This is a genomic window from Ramlibacter sp., from assembly GCF_050250995.1.
Taxonomy (GTDB): domain Bacteria; phylum Pseudomonadota; class Gammaproteobacteria; order Burkholderiales; family Burkholderiaceae_C; genus Ramlibacter.
The window spans coordinates 1-17492 of sequence record NZ_JBFWNP010000076.1 but is presented as its reverse complement, the minus strand read 5'-3'; the positions used below and the strand labels follow the sequence as shown (position 1 = coordinate 17492).

Sequence of the window (17492 nt, the reverse complement as noted above, 5' to 3'; positions counted from 1 at the left end):
GGGTGGCCCCTGCAGCGAAGTAAAGGAGGAGGAGCGCGCACGCGCGCGACGGGGGACATTCGCGGAAGGGGTCGCCCCCGTCCCGGTCCGGGGCGCGCCACTCCCTTCTGCCGCCCACACTCCTAGCTAGGCGCCCGCTCCCAGCACGTCCTCCAGCATCGCGATCAACTCCGCCGGCATCACCGGCTTGACGAGGTGTCCGTCGAAACCCGCGGCCTGCGTGCGCTCGCGGTCGGCCGCCTGGCCCCAGCCGGAGAGCGCCACCAGCGCCATGTGCTTGCCGCGGGCGCTCTCGCGGATCGCCCGGCACGCGCCATAGCCGTCCAGCCGCGGCATGCCGAGGTCGAGCACCACCGCGTCGGGCTCGAGTGCCTGCGCCTGCGCCACGCCCTCGACGCCGTCGTAGGCCGTGAAAGCGTCGTAGCCCATCACGCGCAGCACGTCGGCGAGCGTGTCCGCGGCGTCCGCGTTGTCGTCGACGATCAGCACGCGCCGCTTCGGCACGGTTTCGTCGGGGCTGTCCGCGATTCGACTTCGCGGGCCCGCCTGCGCTTCGGCCGCCAGCGGAAAGCGCACGGTGAACACGCTTCCGCGCCCGAGCCCGTCGCTGGCCGCCTCGACGCTGCCGCCATGCAGTTCCGCGAGGCGCTGCACGAGCGACAGGCCGATGCCCAGCCCGCCGCTCGCGCGCCCGGAGTCGTTGCCGCCCTGGTAGAACATCTCGAACACCCGCGCGAGCTGTTCCGGCGCGATGCCGATGCCCTGGTCGCGAACGCTCAGCGCCGCGATGGACGAATCCGATTCCAGCTTCACTTCGACCGGCCGCCCCGCGGCCGAATACCGTGCCGCATTCGTGAGCAGGTTCACGACGATCTGCACGAGACGGACTTCGTCGCCGATGACGCGCAGCGGCTGCGGCGGCAGGTCGACCGTCACGGGATGGGCTCCCGAGCGCAGCGGTTCGGCGGCATTCTCCAGCGCAACGCCGACGACGTCCTGCAGCACGACCGGCGCGAGCTGCAGTTCGAGCTTCCCGCGGCTCACCCGGCTCGCGTCCATGAGGTCGTCCACCATGCGCGCGAGATGGCGCGTCTGGCGGCCGATGATCTCCGCGTAGCGCACCTGCGCGGGGTCGCTGGCCAGGCGGCTCAGCAGCTCCGCGCTGTTGCGGACCGGCGCGAGGGGGTTGCGCAATTCGTGGGCCAGCGTCGCGAGGAATTCGTCCTTGCGCCGGTCGGCGTCGAGGAGACGTCGGTCGGCTTCGACCTGCTGCGACACATCGCGAAACAAGATGGCGACCTGCAGGTCCTCGCGCTCGCCGATGGGCGACGCGAACACGTCGAACCAGCGGCCCATGGCCTGCGAGCCGTGCGTGAAACGGCGCGCCATGCCGCTCAGCGCGACGTCGCCATAGGTTTCGATCCACCACGGCTCGAGATCGGGCACCAGCTCCAGCGCCGTTCGCCCGAGCGGCTCGTGCAGGCCGGTCTGGCGTTCGAACACCGCATTGGTTTCGATGAAGCGATAGTCCGCGGGCCGGCCGTCCACCAGCAGGATCTGCACGACGCAGAAACCTTCGTCGATGGAGCCGAGCAGCCGCACATAGCGCTCGGTCGACTTGCGAAGCGCCTGCTCGGCCATGTAGCGGTCGTGGATGTCGGTCACGGAGCCGGCAAAGCCCAGGAACTCCCCGGCCGGCCCGAGCCTTGGATTGCCCGCATCGATGACCCAGCGCCACTCGCCATCGATGTGCCACACGCGATGTTCGGAGCCGAAACGCACGCCGCGCGCGTTCGCGTCCGCGAACAGCGCGGCGGCGCCCGCCCGGTCGTCGGGATGCACCATTTCCAGCCAGCCGAAGCCGAGGCCCGCCGTCTCGCTTTGCCCGGTGAAGGTCGTCCAGCCGCGCGAGAGGAAGCTGCAGAAGCCGTCCGCCTCGGTCACCCACAGCATCGCGGGCGCGGCGTCCGCGAATTCGCGCACCCGGTGCTGCGCCAGCACGCGGTGAGTGATGTCGAGCGTGATGCCGTCGAACTGGCACACCCGTCCCGCCGTGTCGCGCGACGTGTTGCCGACGGCGTGAATCCATTTGACGCTGCCGTCGGATCCGACGGTGCGGTACACCTGATCGAAAGGCGCATCGGTGCCGACCGCGTGGTCGACCGCCTGCCGCACCCGCTCTCGGTCGTCGTCGTGGATGCGCTCGTAGAAGAGCTCGATCGTGGGCTCGGCGTCCGGCGGCAGGTGGAAATGCGCCTTGGTGTTTTCGTTCCACTCCAGCCGGCCGAGGGGCAGCGGGTTCAGCCAGACGCCGACCCCGGAGATGTCGACCACCGCCCGGAGCCTGTCGAGGTAGCGCGGGGGCAAGGGACTCGTCATGCCCGGGCGATTCTAGAGAGAACGCCGCGGACGCGGGGGCGACCGGGCGCTCCCGGCGCGCCCGGCGCGCGAAGCGTCAATCCGACGCAAGGTCCCGAAGCTTCAGCCGCAAGCGATGCGAGTCCTCGTCGCCGCGAACCACCTCGAAGCCCATGTGGCGCGCGAGGGACACCATCGCTTCGTTCTCCCTCAGGCAGGCGCCGATGAGCTCGGCCGTCCCGCGCGAGCGCAGGTAGGCCACCATCTTCCCGAGCAGCCGCGTGCCGAGTCCGCGCCCCTGCCAGGCGGTCGCGACCTGGATCGCGAACTCGGCCTGGCGGTTGTCCGGGTCGCAGATCGCGCGCACCTCGCCCGCGATGGACTCGCCGTCGAGCGCGATGAAGGTCATCTCGCGGTCGTAGTCGATCTGGCAGTAGCGCGCGAGCTCCGAGCGAGGCACTTCGCGGCGCGCGAGGAAGAACCGCAGGCGCATATCCGACGGGTCGGCGCCCGCGTAGAAGTCCGCGAGGCGCGCGCCGTCCTCCGGCCGGATCGGCCGCGTCCGCAAGCTCGCGCCGTCGATCAGCAGCGTCTCCTCGAGTTCGAACGGATACGGCCGCAGGGCAAGGCCGGGCCGCGCGTTCGCGGCGCCGGCAGGATGGAGCCGCACGCGCGCGTCGAGCGCGATCGCGCCCTCCGCGTCCGCCAGCAGCGGGTTGATGTCGATCTCGGCCACGTCGCGCAGGTCGCAGGCGATCTGCGACAGCTTCACCACGACGTCCACCACTGCCGCCTCGTCGGCCGGCCTGCTGCCGCGCCAGCCGCCCAGCAGCTTGCCGGCGTGCGTGCGGGCGATCAGCTCGCGCGCGAGGTGGGCGTTCAGCGGCGGCAGCGCGACGGCCGTGTCCGGCCGCAGCTCCACGGCTGTGCCACCGGTTCCGAACAGCATCACCGGCCCGAACACGGCATCGGTGGACAGCCCGACGATGAGCTCGCGTGCGCCCTTGCGCACGACCATGCCCTGCACGGTGAAGCCGTCGACGCGCGCATGGGGCGCTCGCACGGCCACGCGCCGGCGCGTGTCGGTCATGGCGGTGCGCAGCGCGTCCGGCGTGGCGATGTCGAGCATCACGCCGCCGACGTCCGACTTGTGGACGATTTCCCGCGCGACGATCTTCAGGGCCACGGGGTAGCCGATGCTTCGTGCGGCCTCGACGGCGGCGTCCGCGTCGGGGGCGAACACCGTGTCGACGACGGGAATGCCGTAGGCCGCGAGCAGCGCCATCGCCGAAGCGTCGGTCAGCCATTCGCGCCCGCTTCGACGGGCATCGTCCAGAAGCTCCTGCGCCCGCGCGGCGTCGGGCCGGCGCGTCGGCGTCTGCGCGTCCGGCAGTTGCAGCAGAGCAGCCTGCGCCGCGTGGTAGTGCGCGAGCTGCAGCCACGCGTCGGTGGCCCGCTCCGGCGTGGTGTATGAAGGCACGCCGGCGCGCATGCACAGCTCGCGCGCGCCGCGCACCGAGACGCCTCCGAGCCAGCAGGCGAGCACCGGCTTGCCGCTGTCCCGCATCGCGCCCAGGCAGGCTTGCGCGATGTCGTCGGCGGGGACGATCGCCGTGGGCGCATGCATGAACAGCACGCCATCGACCTCCGGCGCCGCCAGCAGGACGTCGAGCGCGCGGCGGTAACGCTCGACCGGCGCGTCGCCGATGATGTCCACCGGATTTCCGTGCGACCAGGTCGCCGGCAGCGCGGCATCGAGCGCTTCGAGCGACGCCGGCGACAGCGCCGCCAGTTCCCCGCCCTGCGAGGCCAGCGCATCGGCCGCGAGCACGCCCGCCCCGCCGCCGTTCGTGAGCAAGGCGAGGCGTCCGCCGCGCCACGGCTTCGGATGCGCGAGCGTCTCGGCGGCATCGAACAGCGCCTCGAGCGTCGCGACGCGCAGCATGCCGGAGCGCCGCACGGCGGCGTCGAACACGGCGTCGGAGCCCGCGAGCGCGCCGGTGTGCGAGGCCGCGGCGCGCGCGCCTTCCGGCGCGCGGCCGGCCTTGACCAGGATCACCGGCTTGTTGCGCGCCGCCGCGCGCGCGGCCGACATGAACTTGCGCGCATGCTTGACGGACTCGACGTACATGAGGATCGCGCGCGTGTCAGCATCGCTGCCCAGGTAGTCGAGCATGTCCCCAAAGTCGACGTCGGCGCTGTCGCCGAGCGAGACGAAATGCGAGAAGCCGATGTCGCGCGTCGCGGCCCAGTCGAGCATGGCGGTGGCGAGCGCGCCGGATTGCGTGACGAAGGCGAGCTTGCCGGGCCGCGCCTGCGCGGGCGCGAAGCTGGCATTGACGCCGATGCCCGGCACCAGCAGCCCGATGCAGTTGGGACCGAGGATGCGCAGCAGGTGCGGCCGGGCCGCGTCGAGCATCGCCTGTTCGAGCGATGCGCCTGCGCCGCCCGCGTTTGCGTCCGTCGCGCGCAAGCCCGCGGTGATCACGACGGCCGCGCGCGTGCCGCGCTGTCCGAGTTCAGCCACGAGCCCCGGCACCGTCGCCGGCGGCGTGCAGATCACGGCGAGGTCGGGCGCCTGCAGCAGCGCCTGCACGCTCGCATGCACCGGCTGGCCGTCCAGCGACTGTGCACGCGGGTTCACGGCCCACACGGGACCGGCGAAACCGCCATCGCGCACGTTGCGCCACACCACCGCGCCCACCGAGCCGGGCCGGTCGGACGCGCCGATGACGGCGATCGAGGCCGGGCGGAGCAGCGCCTCGAGATTGCGGACGCTCATGCCTTGCCGGGCGCGGACGCGATGTTCAAGGCAGCTTCCCCGACTCGACGCCGCAGGTGCGGATGCCGAGGAGGCGATAGGCGGGGCAGAAGCGCACGAGCCCGGTGACGAGCAGCACGAGGCCGACCACGATCGACCAGGCGCCAAGGGTTCCGGTCGCATACAGCACGAAAAGGACGATCGCCGCGCCGATGCGCAGCACCCGGTCGAGGGTGCCGACGTTGGTCTTGATGGCTTGCATGGGAAGCTCCTGGAAATGTCGATCGAAACCGGACAACGCGGGGACCCTCGCGTCGTGCAGGGGCGTTCGTTCGCAATCTACGCGGCGGCGGGTCGCGTCGAATTGATCCAGCGCAACACGCTGCCTTGCGCCGCGACCATCATGAACGCATGATCCCGAAGGAGCCAACCATGCAGACCGGAACCTCGATGGTATTGTGGATCCTGTCCATGCTCGCGGCGCTGGGAATCATGGCGCTGGTCGCCTGGAGCCTCTTCCGGCTCTCGCTGCTCGACTGAGCTTCGTGACGCCGACCGATTGATGCGCGTCAACCCCGGCCAGGCATTCACCGTCCAGAGTTGGCCTACCCGATACCCGATTCAACCCGACTGAAAGGTCCTGCCATGTCCTATCGACGCATCCTCGTACCCGTGGACGGAAGCCGCACGTCCAACAAGGCGCTCGTCGCCGCCCTCGAGCTGGCCCGCGAGCGCGGCGGCAGCGTGCGCGTGGTGCATGCCCTCGATGAACTCGCGCTGGTGGCCGGCCTGGAGTACTCGGCCGTGGTGATGCAGGCCGCCCGCGAACAGGCCGACAAGGCGCTGGACGACGCGCTGGCCATCGTGAAGGCCGCGGGCGTCGAAGGCGACTCCCGCCTGATCGACGCCCCGGGCCAGCGGCTCGGCGAGGCGGTCGCGGCGGAAGCTGCCGCGTGGAAGGCCGATCTGGTCGTCGTGGGCACGCACGGCCGCCGCGGCATCGGCAGGATCCTGCTGGGCAGCGGCGCGGAAAGCGTCATCCGCATGTCGGCCGTGCCCGTCCTGGTGATCCGCGGCGAGGGCGACGACTGAGCCTGCCCGGCGTCAGAGAAACATGAAGGCCGCCGCCGCGACCACGGTCGGCACGGCGGCGCCCAGCAGCAGCCCGCCCGCGCCGATCGTCTCGTCGGCGAAGCCGCGCTTGAGCAGGGCCACGCCGGCGGGGTTCGGCGCGTTGGCGATCACGGTCAGACCGCCTCCGGCCACCGCGCCCGCGACGAGCATGTACTTCGAATCGTCGGAAATGCCCACGATCAGCGAGCCGAGGTAGGTGAGCGCCGCGTTGTCCGTGATCGCCGTGAGGCCGAGCGCGCCGAGGAACAGCGCGACGGGGCTCAGCCCCGACACGATCGGCTGGAGCCACCATTGCTGCATGCCGCCCAGCACCACCAGCCCCGCGAGGAAGAAGCCGACGAGCAGCGCCTCCTTCAGGATGAGCGGGCTCTGGTAGCGCTCGTACGCCTGGGCGAAGCCGAGGAACATCAGGAAGAGGCCGAGGAACACGACGGGATGGTGCGCGAAGAGCACCACCCCGGCCAGCAGTGCGATGTGGACGGCCACCACCGAAGGCGGCACCCGGTCCGCGGCCGCCTTTCTTTTGGGGCCAGCGGGAAGCGCGAGCAGATGGCTGCGCAGCACCCAGACGGCGGCCGTCGCATTCACCAGCACGGCCAATGCCGCTTTCCAGCCGAAGGTCGCGAGCATGAACGCGGAGTCCCATTGCCAGGTGGCCGCCACCATCAGGACGGGCGGCGCGGCATAGGAAGTGAGCGTGCCGCCGATGGAGACGTTGACGAACAGCACGCCCAGCGCGAGGTACTTCACGCCCTCGGGCACGTCGGGGCGGAAGATTCGCGGCGCGAGCATCAGGGCGGCGATCGTCATCGCGGCGGGCTCCGTGATGAGGGAGCCGAGCAGCGGCACGGCGGCGAGGCCCAGCCATGCCGCCGCGAGGGAGGTGCGCACGGGCACGAGGCGCGCGACCATGTCCACCATCGACATCACGGTGACCAGCACGGGACGCGAGGCCGCGATCACCATCACCACGAAGACGAAGAGGGGCTCGGTGTAGTTGCGCGACTCGGCGTAGTCGAGCGCGGCGCTCCCGCCGCCGACGAGGGCCATGACGACGACGAGGACGATCGCCCAGAAACCGAAGACGACTTCGACTTCGCCGAGCAGGTGGAACAGGCCGGCGTGGCGGGGGTAGCGGTGGGAGAGGCGCTCGAACTGCTTGGCGCTGAAGGTATGGAGCAGTGCGACGGCGAAGATTGCTGCCGCGATCCACTGGATCGGGGTATCCGACATGAACATCCTGGCGTGACGGAGCCGCGAGGCGGCCCGACCTTCGCGAATCCTGGAATGCCCGCAATGGCATGCCACCCGGCGCGGATTCTACTTGACCGTCGTCAATCCGTGGCCCGCGCCGGGCACCTAAGCTGGGCCTTCAATCACTGGAGCGAAAATGATCCGACGCATCCTGGTCACCACCGACGGAACGACGCTGTCGAAGAAGGCCGCGCGCAGCGCCATCGAACTCGCGGCCGCAACGGGCGCCGAGCTCGTCGCGCTGAATGTCGTGCCGCGTTATCCGACTTCGTACTTCGAGGGCGGCATCATCGTCGCGACGCCCAAGGAGGTCGCGAACGCCGAGAAGCAGTGGACCGACAAGGCGCAGACCTATGTCGACGCCGTGCGCAAGTCCGCCGAAGCCGCGGGCGTGAAGGTCAAGACCGCGCTGGTGCATTCGGACCGGGTGGCCGAGGCGATCGTCGCCGCGGCCGGCAAGCACAAGTGCGACCTGGTCGTGATGGCGTCGCACGGCCGCAAGGGCATCAAGCGCCTGCTGCTCGGCAGCGAGACGCAGCACGTGCTGACGCACGGGACGGTGCCGGTGCTGGTGGTGCGCTGAGGCAGCGCCCTCGCTCACTTCGTGCCGGCAGGCGACGTCAGTTCGCGGATGATGCCGCCGTCACGCGCGGTACCGCTTGCCGAACCGGCTTCGGACATGCGCGCCAGGCACTCGTTGCGATCCGGCGCGGGTAGCGCGTTGCAGCGCTGCGTGCGGTTGGCCGCGAGGTCGCCGGTTGACAGCCTGCCTGCACGCGCCTCGCGCAAGGCGGCCGACGCTTCGCGCAGGCACGTGGCACGATCCTGGTTGGAGCTGCCGCGCAGGCACTCGGCGCGTTCGCGCTCGTAGGTTTGCACGGCTTGCGACGGCGCGGCGCCGGCGGCCGAAGCCGCCAGCACCCCGGCCATCGCCACGAGCGCGCGAGTCGCGCGCCACGGGGTCGTCATCATGGCTTACTTCACGCGCATGTCGTTGGCGACCGAGCTCACGCCCCGCACGCCCTGCGAAACCTGCACCGCGCGCGCCATGTTGTCGCGGCTGGTGACGAAGCCGCTCAGCTGCACGCGGCCCTTGAAGGTCTCGACGTTGATCTCGGCGGACTTCAGGGTCGGCTCGGCGAAGATCGCCGCCTTCACGGAGGTGGTGATGACCGTGTCGTCGATGTACTGTCCGGTGCTTTCCTGCTTCTGCGTGGAGGCGCAGCCTGCGAGGCCGGCAAGGGCGAAGGCGGCGAGCAGGACGGAAACGCGGGCGAAATGGGTGGAGGTCATGATGTTCTTTCAGGGTTCTTTGCTGACGGTGTCAACAAATGGAGAATGCGCGCAATCGGCGCAACGCTCTGTTCGCTGGCGCACCCATGCGGGGCTGTGCGCGTAGGACGATGCGCCGACCTGCTCAGGGAGCCGCCGCGCGCCCGGCCAGCGCAAACGACACGGCTTCCGAGAACAGTCCGACCACCAGGTCGACCGGGCCCCGCACGAGCCCTTCTTCCACGAGCCCGTCTTCGAGCGCCGGCTTGACCGTGGCGAGCATCGCATGTGGGAACGCTTCGCGCAGGCGCAGCGAGGCCGATTGCCACTCGACGAGGTCCTGCACCACGGGGTAGGCGAGGAACACGGTCGTGACCCGACCGGCATCGCCCAGTTCGCAGGGGTCCATCCAGCTGTTCAGCGTCACGGCGGCCGACTCGACGGCTTCGTCGCGCAGCGCCTGCACCAGCAACGCGCCAAGCACGTCGTCCCGGGCCGAGCCGAGCCCCACGCAGAGGACCGCGCTGCCCTTGTCGGGCGACCGCGGGGCCGGAGCGTGACGACGCCGCTCCTCGCGGATCTCGCGCAGGTGGGACCCGACGTCCGCTTCCAGCAGCGAGCTGGAGCGGCGCGAGCGGCTCGCTCCGCCGCTCGGGGCGAGTTCACCCAGCGCCCGCGCGACCTTCACGACCGTGCGGCGCATGCGCTCATGCTGTTCGCCGCCGATTCGCCCATTGCGGAAGTCGGCCGCGGCCAGCGCGAGGGCGGGCAGCAGGATCAGGTCGCAATAGCGCGCGAAGTTGCTGCGCCGCAGATAGGCGCGCGCCGTGTCGACGATCTCCTGCGGCTCGCCTGCGAGCGCCCGCTGGTAGAGGCGCAGGCCGGCGGTGAGGCTCGGCGCTTCGCCGAACAGGATGGAAATCGGCCGCAAGGCCCGGACGTGGCGCCCCGCCACGACCAGGCACAAGGTCATGGGGGTCGAGAGCAGGAGGCCCACCGGTCCCCAGAGGGCGCCCCAGAACAAGGCCGACACGATCACGCCCAGGGGCGCGAGACCCGCGCTCTGGCCATACACCCGCGGCTCGACCGCGTGCGCGACCAGGGCTTCGAGCGCGAGAAACAGGCCGAGGCTCCAGAACACGAGGGACCAGCCGGGATCGATGGCGGCCGCGAACGTCCCTATCGCAGTGCCGGCGGCCAGCGCACCGACGTACGGAACGAAGCGGGCGAGTCCGCCCAGCGCTCCCCAGAGCGCGGCATGCGGGATCCCGACGACCCACAGGGCGAAGCCCAGCACCACCGCGAAGGTCACGTTCACGACGAGTTGCGAAACGAAGAAGCGCGAGACGCCCCGTGCCGCGTCTTCGATCGCCTGCAGCGTCCCGCCGGCCTCGGCCTCGCCCGCGAGCATGATCATGCGGTCGCGCAGGGCCTCGTGCTCGAGGAGGATGAACACGAGCAGGACCAGCACGATACCGGCCTGGCCCACGGGTCCCCACAGCATGGAAAACATTCGCGTGACGGTCGCCGTTGCCGTCGCCGTCGCCGTTGCCGTCGCCGTTGCCGTCGGCAGCGGGCCGGCGAACTCGCCGGCTTTCCGGGGAGCCTCGACCGCGGCGTGGCGCCGTGGCGCCTTCTCCGCGGGCGCGGGCGCCGCTTGCGGTGTGACCGCATCGAGTTCGAAGTGGAACCGCTCGATCGGCCGCAGCGCGAAATCTTTCACCTGCTGCACTTTCGCACGCACCGCGCTCCTGTACTGCGGCAGTTCGGCCGCGACGTCGACGACCTGCGAGGCGAGCATCGTCGCCGCCGCGGCCATGAACGCACCGACGAGCATCACGGAAACCAGCGCGCCTGCGGTGTGGCCTGCGCCGGTGCGCGCGAGCCTGCGCTTGAGCGGCGCGATGACGAGACTGAGCACCGCGGCGAGTGCGACGGGCGCGAGGATGTCGCGCCCGAAGAAGAGAATGGCGAGCACGCAAGCGGTGGCGACGATGCGCCCCGCCGGCGACACGTTCGTGAGGGCAATCACCGACTTCGCATCGCGTTGCCCCGGATCATGCGGCTGCGCCGCCCTGGCGCCTTGACAGGACCGCGCAGGCCGGCAGGATCCGTTCGGAACGCGCAGGCCGGCATTCGGAGGACCTCACGCCGGCCCCGCGGCTCAGGCTCGCGGCTCGCCGCGCGAATTGACGCGGACGGTGCGACCCGGATCGGTGGCCATCTGGACGCGATGCTCCTGCCCCCGGAACTCGTAGATCACGTCCCAGTAGGCCGGCGTCGCCTGCACGGGATTGCTGTCGCAACGCCGCACGTCCTGCGTGCTGGCCTGCTGGACATCGCTCGTGCGGCCGTACTGCGCACCGAGCAGGGCGCCACCCGCGGCGCCGCCCACCGTGGCGATCTGCTTGCCGGAGCCGCCGCCGACCTGGTGGCCGAGGATGCCGCCGATGATCGCGCCGACCGCCGCGCCCGGCAGGTTCATGCCGGACGTGGCAGGCTGCTGCTGCGCGACCTGCTCACGCTCCACCCAGCAGCGCTGGGCGGGCGTGCCGAGGACGGCGCGGGCCGAACTCACCCTGGCCTCGTGCACGCGCTCGTTGCCGCGGCGGCGGAAGTCCTGCGCCACCACCGGCATGGGGGCGTATTCACTCTCCGCGACGTTCGCGTTCCGTGCAACCGGGCGAGCCGAGGTGATGCGGTCGTTCAGGCCCATCGCCGTGAGCGACGGATACTGGCCCGGACGCAGCACCTTGCAGCCGCCGCGCATGCGCGGCGCGTCGCACGCTTCCCATCGCTCGCCGACCACGATGACCGACGAGGCGCGGTTGTTGAAGCCCGCGCGCTGCGCATTGTCGACGCGGCCTTGCGTGGTGTAGGAGCGGCCGCCGAAGTTCTCGTTTTCGTAGAAGGTGATTTGCGCCTGGGCCTGCACCGCGAAGGCGATGCTGGAGATGGCGAACAGGGTCTGGATCGTTTTGTTCATGGTTACCTCGTTGAGTGGGCGAAGAGTAGGCGGCTGGCCCAGCCGTGTCCGTGCGCCACCGCACGCAGGGCCGGCGACGGGCATTTGTCCTACACCGCCGAAATGACGCGCACAATGGGCGATGACAGCGCCCCATGCAACGACCCAGAACCATCTGCTGGCGGCCTTGCCTCGCGCCGAGTACGAACGCATCGAGCCGGGGCTCGAGCTCGTCCGCATGCCGCTCGGCGAAGTGCTCAGCGAATCGGGCGGCCGCATGCACTACGCCTACTTCCCCACCACGTGCATCGTGTCCCTGCTCTACCTGCTGGAAGATGGCGCGTCCGCGGAGATCGGGGTCGTGGGCAACGAGGGCATCGTGGGCATTTCGCTGTTCATGGGCGGCGACACCACGCCGAGCCGTGCGGTCGTGCGCAGCGCGGGCCATGCCTACCGGATCCGCGCGAGCCTGCTGCAAGAGGAGTTCGGCCGGGCCGGCGCCACGATGCGGCTCCTGCTGCGCTACACGCAGTCGCTCATGACGCAAATGACGCAGACGGCGGTGTGCAACCGGCACCACTCCATCGAACAGCAGCTGTGCCGCGCGCTGCTCCTGAGCGTGGACCGCATGGACGGCAACTCCCTCACGATGACGCAGGAGCTGATCGCCCGCATCCTCGGCGTGCGCCGCGAAGGCGTGACCGACGCTGCGGGGAACCTGCAGCGCGCGGGCTTCATCCGCTACAGCCGCGGGCACATCGACGTGCTGGACCGGGTCGGACTCGAAGGCGCCGTCTGCGAATGCTACGGCGTCGTCCAGCGCGAATACGCCCGCCTGATGCCCGACGTTCCGCGCGAGGCCGCTTCTGTACGCCAGCGCACATACGGCGGAGTCCAGCCCGGTTAACGTGGGCCGATGCCCGAACAAGACGCCCTCGCCCTGGCAAAAGCCCGCGCGCTGCAGAACGCGATCCTTACCAGTTCCAACTTCTCGATCATCGCGACCGACGAAGCGGGGATCATCCAGTTGTTCAACGTCGGCGCCGAGCGCATGCTGGGTTACGCCGCCGACGAAGTCGTCGACCGGATCAGCCCGAGCGACATGCACGACCCCGCGGAGGTGACGGCGCGCGCCGAAGCACTCACGCTCGAGCTCGGCACGCGCATCGCCCCGGGCTTCGAAGCGCTGGCTTACAAGGCTTCGCGCAACATGGAGGACAGCTACGAGCTGACCTACATCTGCAAGGACGGCAGCCGCTTCCCCGCCGTCGTGTCGATCACGGCGCTGCGCGACGACCGCGACGCCATCATCGGCTACCTGCTGATCGGCGCCGACAATTCGATGCGCAAGCGCGTCGAATCCGAGTTGAAGCAGGCGATGGCCGCGGCCGACCACGCCAACCGCGCGAAGTCGGACTTCCTCTCCAGCATGAGCCACGAGTTGCGCACGCCGCTCAACGCCATCCTGGGCTTCGCCCAGCTGCTGGAGACGGGCGCGCCGTCGCCGACGCCGACCCAGAAGCGCAATATCGAACAGATCCTGAAGGCGGGCTGGTACCTGCTGGAGCTGATCAACGAAGTGCTGGACCTCGCCCTCATCGAATCGGGCCGGCTCACCTTGTCGAACGAGCCGGTGTCGCTCGCCGAAGTGCTCAACGAATGCCGCGCCATGATCGAGCCGCAGGCGCGCTCGCGCGGCATCGGGATGACATTCCCGCAGTTCGAGATGTCCAGCTTCATCACCGCCGACCGCACGCGCGTCAAGCAGGTGCTGATCAACCTGCTGTTCAACGCGATCAAGTACAACCGCCCGCGCGGCACCGTCGTCGTCGACGCGGTCGCGGTGTCGTCCTCGACGATCCGCATCAGCGTGCGCGACACCGGCATCGGCATGCCGCCCGAGCACATCGACCAGCTGTTCCAGCCGTTCAACCGGCTCGGCAAGGAGGCGAGCGCCGAGGAGGGCTCGGGCATCGGGCTCGTCGTCACCAAGCGGCTGGTCGACCTGATGGGAGGCTCCATCGGCGTCGTGAGCACGCCCGGTCAGGGCAGCATTTTCTGGGTCGAGTTCAAGACGGCCAGCGCGCCGCAGTTCGCGGCGACGCCCGTGGACGCCGCGCTCGCCCCGCCGCGGCGGGTGCCCGACGGCACGCCCCTGCGCACCCTGCTCTACATCGAGGACAACCCGGCGAACCTCGAGCTCGTGGGCCAGCTGCTCGGCCGCCGCCCCGACCTCAACATGCTGAGCGCAGGCGATGGCACGCTGGGCATCGAATACGCGCGGGCTTGCCTGCCCGAGGTGATCCTGATGGACATCAACCTGCCCGGCATCAGCGGCATCGAGGCCATGAAGATCCTGCGCGCCGATGCGGCCACCGCACACATCCCGATCATCGCGCTGAGCGCCAACGCCGTCCCCCGCGACATCGAACGGGCGCTGGAAGCGGGCTTCTTCAACTACATCACCAAACCCATCAAGGTCAGTGAATTCATGGACGCGCTCGACGTGGCCCTGGAGCACGCCCGCAAGACGAACGGAACCCGCACCCATGCATGAGACGATGGACAATTCGACGCCCGACGCGCACGGCGCCCGCATCCTGATCGTGGACGACCAGCCCGCCAACGTGAGCCTGCTCGAGCAGGTGCTCGCGCAGGCCGGCTACACGAACGTCAGTTCGACCATGATTTCCACGGAGGTGTGCGCGCTGCACCGCAAGAACGGCTACGACCTGATCCTGCTCGACCTGCAGATGCCCGGCATGGACGGCTTCCAGGTGATCGAGGGCCTGAAGACGAACGACCGGGACGCCTACCTTCCGGTGCTGGTGATCACGGCCCAGCCCGGGCACAAGCTGCGGGCGCTGCAGGCGGGCGTGCGCGACTTCATCAGCAAGCCATTCGACCTGACCGAAATCAAGATGCGCATCCGCAACATGCTCGAGGTGCGCCTGCTGTACAGGCGGCTGGAGGGCTACAGCAAGCGGCTCGAAGAAGCGGTGGCGGAGCGCACGGCCGAACTGCGCGAAAGCGAGGCCCGCTACCGCAGCCTCACCGAGCTCGCGTCGGACTGGTACTGGGAGCAGGACGAGCTCGGCAACTTCACCAGGGTATCGGGGCCGGTCCTCGAGATGCTGGGCATCCGCGTGGATGGCTTCGCGTCTTCCGCGCAGCAGGAAACGCTGGAGGGCTGGAACGCGGCCGAGCGTTCCGCACTTCAGGAGGCGATCGAGGCACGCAGGCCCTTCCTCGACTACGTGTTCACGCGCACGGAGTCGGACGGGACGGTGCAGAAGTTCCAGGTGAGCGGGGAGCCGGTGTTCGGCCCCGGCTGCCAGTTCCTCGGCTACCGCGGCATCGGCGTCGCGGTCAGGTCGCGCGAATGACCGCGCTTGCCAGCCCGCAAGACGCTGGCGGCTTGCGCGACGAGGTGCTGGCACTGCGGACGGAGCTGGAGGGCGCCCGCATCGCGATCCGCGACGCCCACGTGCGGCAACTGTCCTTTCTCGCGACGATCGCGCACGAATTGCGCAACCCGCTGATGCCGCTGCGCCTCGCCGCGGCCATGCTGGAGGGCGCACGCAACGACGACGTCGCCTATGCGAAGCACCAGGCCACGATCAAAGGCCAGGTCGCGCAGATCACGCGCCTGATCGGCGACCTGCTGGAAGGCGCCAGCATCGGCGCCGGCAAGTTCCGCCTGGAGCGTTCGCTCATGGACATGGGCGACGCGCTCGACCGCGTGGCCGAGACCTGCCGCCCCTCCATGGAGGCGCGCAAGCAGCACTTCGAGGTCAAGCGGCCGGACGGCGCGCTGATGGTGCTGGGCGACCTCGCGCGCCTGGTGCAGGTGTTCGGCAATCTGCTGGAGAACGCGTCGCGCTACACGCCGGAGGGCGGCGCAATCTCCTTGACCGCGACGTCCACGGGGGGCTGCGTCGTGGTGGCCGTCAAGGACAACGGCATCGGCATTTCCGCGCAGGCGCTGCCGCACGTGTTCGACATCTTCATGCGCGACGCACGGGCGTGCGAAGTGAACGCGGCGGGCCTGGGCATCGGACTCTCGGTGGTCCGCGAGCTGGTCAAGGCGCACGAAGGCAGCGTCTCCGTGACCAGCAACCTCGACGAGGCGGGCAGCGAGTTCACGGTGAGGATTCCGGTGGCGCTGGCGAATTCGCGGCTTCGGAGATAGATCTTTTATTGGCGCGTCCAATGTCCGAATGCGCCGCTCCTTTCTGAGACCCCTCATAGTGCTGCTCCCGGCCAAAAGCAGAGGTCTGTTAGGCCCGATCACGCCTACGCGCAGACACCTACAGCCACTTCATGGAGGCAGCAGTGTCGACAGCGCGCTGCGCCACTTCTTCTGCGATGGTGCGAAGCACTCCAACTGGGTACGTGCCGACCACGCAACCCCCGTAGGAAACCTCAAAACCGGCAAGATCCCCCTCGGCGTCGGAGGCTGACTTCAGCGCCTCGCTGATTGAGTTGAAGCCCGCTTCGGCATACAGGTCCTGGCCGCCCTCGTGGACGATGTACTCGTACAGGCCTTGCTCCCACTTGCGAACATCGAGCTTCGCAATGAATGGCCGTCCGGGCGCGGAGCTTGCAGCGCCTGCTGGTTGAGGGGACTTCCGAGACGAATCTGCGACCGACGTCGGCGCGCCCTCGGCAGATCCACCAAATGACGTGGAGTACACGACCTTCTCATCAACTCGCACTCCGCGCACGTCTGCCATGTCGATGAACTTGCCCGCAAGCCACACGTGCGAGGGTGGGAAGAAGAAGTCCCCAAATACAGTAGCGAGCGCCTCGTCAAGCGTCTCCGGCGCAGTCCCCAAATACCGGAAGAACCGGTAGTTCGCAATTTCGTCAAGGAATCGCTGCAAGGATTCCTCGGGTTGCATGGCCGGGGCGTGGCTGCCGGTGCCACCCTCTTCTGTTTCAGCGCTTTCCAGTGCCTGCCAGACGTCGCCCGCGAGGAACAGGCGAGCGTCTTCCCACTCTTCGATTCTGTCTCTCCTCTCTGGGACTACGTTGTCAGCGTTCTTGACGTCCATGGCGAAGAGAAGGCCACTCCGGAGGTCTTCGAGAAGGACTGGCGAAGCAGGTTTTGCTGCACGCTGCTCGATGAGGAATTTCTGAATGGAAACCGGCAGTGCAGGCGCCGAAGCCGATTGTGTCCCGGTCGCTGCCTTGCACACGGTCACGTGTTTCCAATTCGCGTAGCCGGCCTCGCGAGCCGTGGTGTCGAGCGCGGCGCCAAGGGATTCACCGCTGGACTTGCGCCGCTTCTTTGCTGCGCGCATAAGGTTTTGGGCGGCCGTAGCCGTGGTCGGAATATGGTCCATGTCGCACTCCAAGTCGGGAGCGGATTCGCACGGTGCCTACAGCCGTCCTCCGCTCAAAACTGGAATGGAGACTCGGTAAGAGAGATGTCGTCCCAGCGAACCGGGTGGGCCAGGGTAGGCAGCAGGCGCAGACAAGCTCACACCACGATTCTATTCACAAACGGCGACTTCGTGGTCAGTGGCCAACGCACAGAACGCGCACGGATACGGACGTCACGCCGAAGGCTGTCCGAAAGCAAGACTGAGGTCGCTCTCCACAGGCACTTAGAGTCGTGGTCTTGCCCCCGTACTCCCGGACACGCTCTAGTCGCAATTTAGCGCCGGTTCTTCAACTCGAACGTGGCGCGCCTGGGCGGCCTGCAGCCGCCTGAACTCCCTGGGGGATTTCATTTTCAACGAT

15 protein-coding genes are annotated in these 17492 nt (G+C 69.1%); 6 read left to right on the top strand and 9 right to left on the bottom strand.

All coding sequences use genetic code 11. The features are described from left to right. Nucleotides 1-126 precede the first annotated feature (126 nt). From AB7E83_RS26725 to AB7E83_RS26715, 3 genes are all read right to left on the bottom strand, one after another. Nucleotides 127-2379, bottom strand: coding sequence for an ATP-binding protein (locus tag AB7E83_RS26725; protein ID WP_428574305.1), 2253 nt, complete (start codon nt 2377-2379; stop codon nt 127-129). A 76-nt stretch (nt 2380-2455) separates the two neighbouring features. Next, nucleotides 2456-5140 carry a GNAT family N-acetyltransferase gene (locus tag AB7E83_RS26720; protein WP_428574303.1) on the bottom strand — a complete coding sequence of 895 codons (2685 nt, stop codon included), beginning with the start codon at nt 5138-5140 and terminating at the stop codon, nt 2456-2458. A 25-nt stretch (nt 5141-5165) separates the two neighbouring features. Further along, nucleotides 5166-5381: a YgaP family membrane protein gene (locus AB7E83_RS26715; RefSeq protein ID WP_428574301.1), complete on the bottom strand. Its 216-nt coding sequence runs from the start codon at nt 5379-5381 to the stop codon at nt 5166-5168. Between the two features lie 383 nt (nt 5382-5764). Between AB7E83_RS26715 and AB7E83_RS26710 the strand changes: the two genes are divergently transcribed. Further along, the gene (locus AB7E83_RS26710; protein ID WP_428574299.1) at nt 5765-6211 is read left to right on the top strand and encodes a universal stress protein; all 447 of its coding nucleotides are present in this window, start codon (nt 5765-5767) and stop codon (nt 6209-6211) included. Between the two features lie 12 nt (nt 6212-6223). Here AB7E83_RS26710 and AB7E83_RS26705 read toward each other — a convergent pair whose 3' ends face one another. Next, on the bottom strand, nt 6224-7486 hold the full coding sequence (locus AB7E83_RS26705; protein ID WP_428574297.1) for a putative Na+/H+ antiporter: 1263 nt from the start codon (nt 7484-7486) through the stop codon (nt 6224-6226). 157 nt (nt 7487-7643) lie between these two features. Between AB7E83_RS26705 and AB7E83_RS26700 the strand changes: the two genes are divergently transcribed. Next, nucleotides 7644-8090, top strand: coding sequence for a universal stress protein (locus AB7E83_RS26700; RefSeq protein ID WP_428574295.1), 447 nt, complete (start codon nt 7644-7646; stop codon nt 8088-8090). A gap of 14 nt (nt 8091-8104) precedes the next feature. Here AB7E83_RS26700 and AB7E83_RS26695 read toward each other — a convergent pair whose 3' ends face one another. The 4 genes from AB7E83_RS26695 to AB7E83_RS26680 all read right to left on the bottom strand — a co-directional run bounded on the left by AB7E83_RS26695 (nt 8105) and on the right by AB7E83_RS26680 (nt 11765). Beyond that, nucleotides 8105-8479 carry a hypothetical protein gene (locus tag AB7E83_RS26695; protein WP_428574293.1) on the bottom strand — a complete coding sequence of 125 codons (375 nt, stop codon included), beginning with the start codon at nt 8477-8479 and terminating at the stop codon, nt 8105-8107. A 3-nt stretch (nt 8480-8482) separates the two neighbouring features. Next, a complete protein-coding gene (locus AB7E83_RS26690) occupies nt 8483-8800 on the bottom strand; it encodes a BON domain-containing protein (protein ID WP_428574291.1) in 318 nt (105 codons plus the stop codon). Nucleotides 8801-8924: 124 nt separating this feature from the next. Next, complete coding sequence (locus tag AB7E83_RS26685; RefSeq protein WP_428574289.1) at nt 8925-10811, bottom strand: AI-2E family transporter; 1887 nt, start codon at nt 10809-10811, stop codon at nt 8925-8927. Nucleotides 10812-10943: 132 nt separating this feature from the next. Continuing rightward, entirely contained in the window at nt 10944-11765 is an 822-nt protein-coding gene (locus AB7E83_RS26680) for a beta/gamma crystallin-related protein (protein ID WP_428574287.1), read from the bottom strand. A gap of 121 nt (nt 11766-11886) precedes the next feature. On the opposite strand from AB7E83_RS26680, the gene AB7E83_RS26675 reads away from it, so the two are divergent. Genes AB7E83_RS26675 through AB7E83_RS26660 form a run of 4 tightly spaced genes read left to right on the top strand, consistent with a single transcriptional unit; the run spans nt 11887 to nt 15936 of the window. Next, a complete protein-coding gene (locus tag AB7E83_RS26675) occupies nt 11887-12651 on the top strand; it encodes a Crp/Fnr family transcriptional regulator (RefSeq protein WP_428574285.1) in 765 nt (254 codons plus the stop codon). A 9-nt stretch (nt 12652-12660) separates the two neighbouring features. Then, nucleotides 12661-14301 (top strand): ATP-binding protein, encoded by a 1641-nt coding sequence (locus tag AB7E83_RS26670; RefSeq protein ID WP_428574283.1) that lies wholly within the window; start codon nt 12661-12663, stop codon nt 14299-14301. Then, nucleotides 14294-15130 (top strand): response regulator, encoded by an 837-nt coding sequence (locus AB7E83_RS26665; RefSeq protein ID WP_428574281.1) that lies wholly within the window; start codon nt 14294-14296, stop codon nt 15128-15130. The genes AB7E83_RS26670 and AB7E83_RS26665 overlap by 8 nt, the downstream gene beginning before the upstream one ends. Continuing rightward, on the top strand, nt 15127-15936 hold the full coding sequence (locus AB7E83_RS26660) for a sensor histidine kinase (RefSeq protein ID WP_428574279.1): 810 nt from the start codon (nt 15127-15129) through the stop codon (nt 15934-15936). Before AB7E83_RS26665 ends, AB7E83_RS26660 begins: the two co-directional genes overlap by 4 nt. Nucleotides 15937-16054: 118 nt before the next feature. Here AB7E83_RS26660 and AB7E83_RS26655 read toward each other — a convergent pair whose 3' ends face one another. Next, entirely contained in the window at nt 16055-17092 is a 1038-nt protein-coding gene (locus AB7E83_RS26655; RefSeq protein ID WP_428574277.1) for a hypothetical protein, read from the bottom strand. Between the last annotated feature and the right edge of the window lie 400 nt (nt 17093-17492).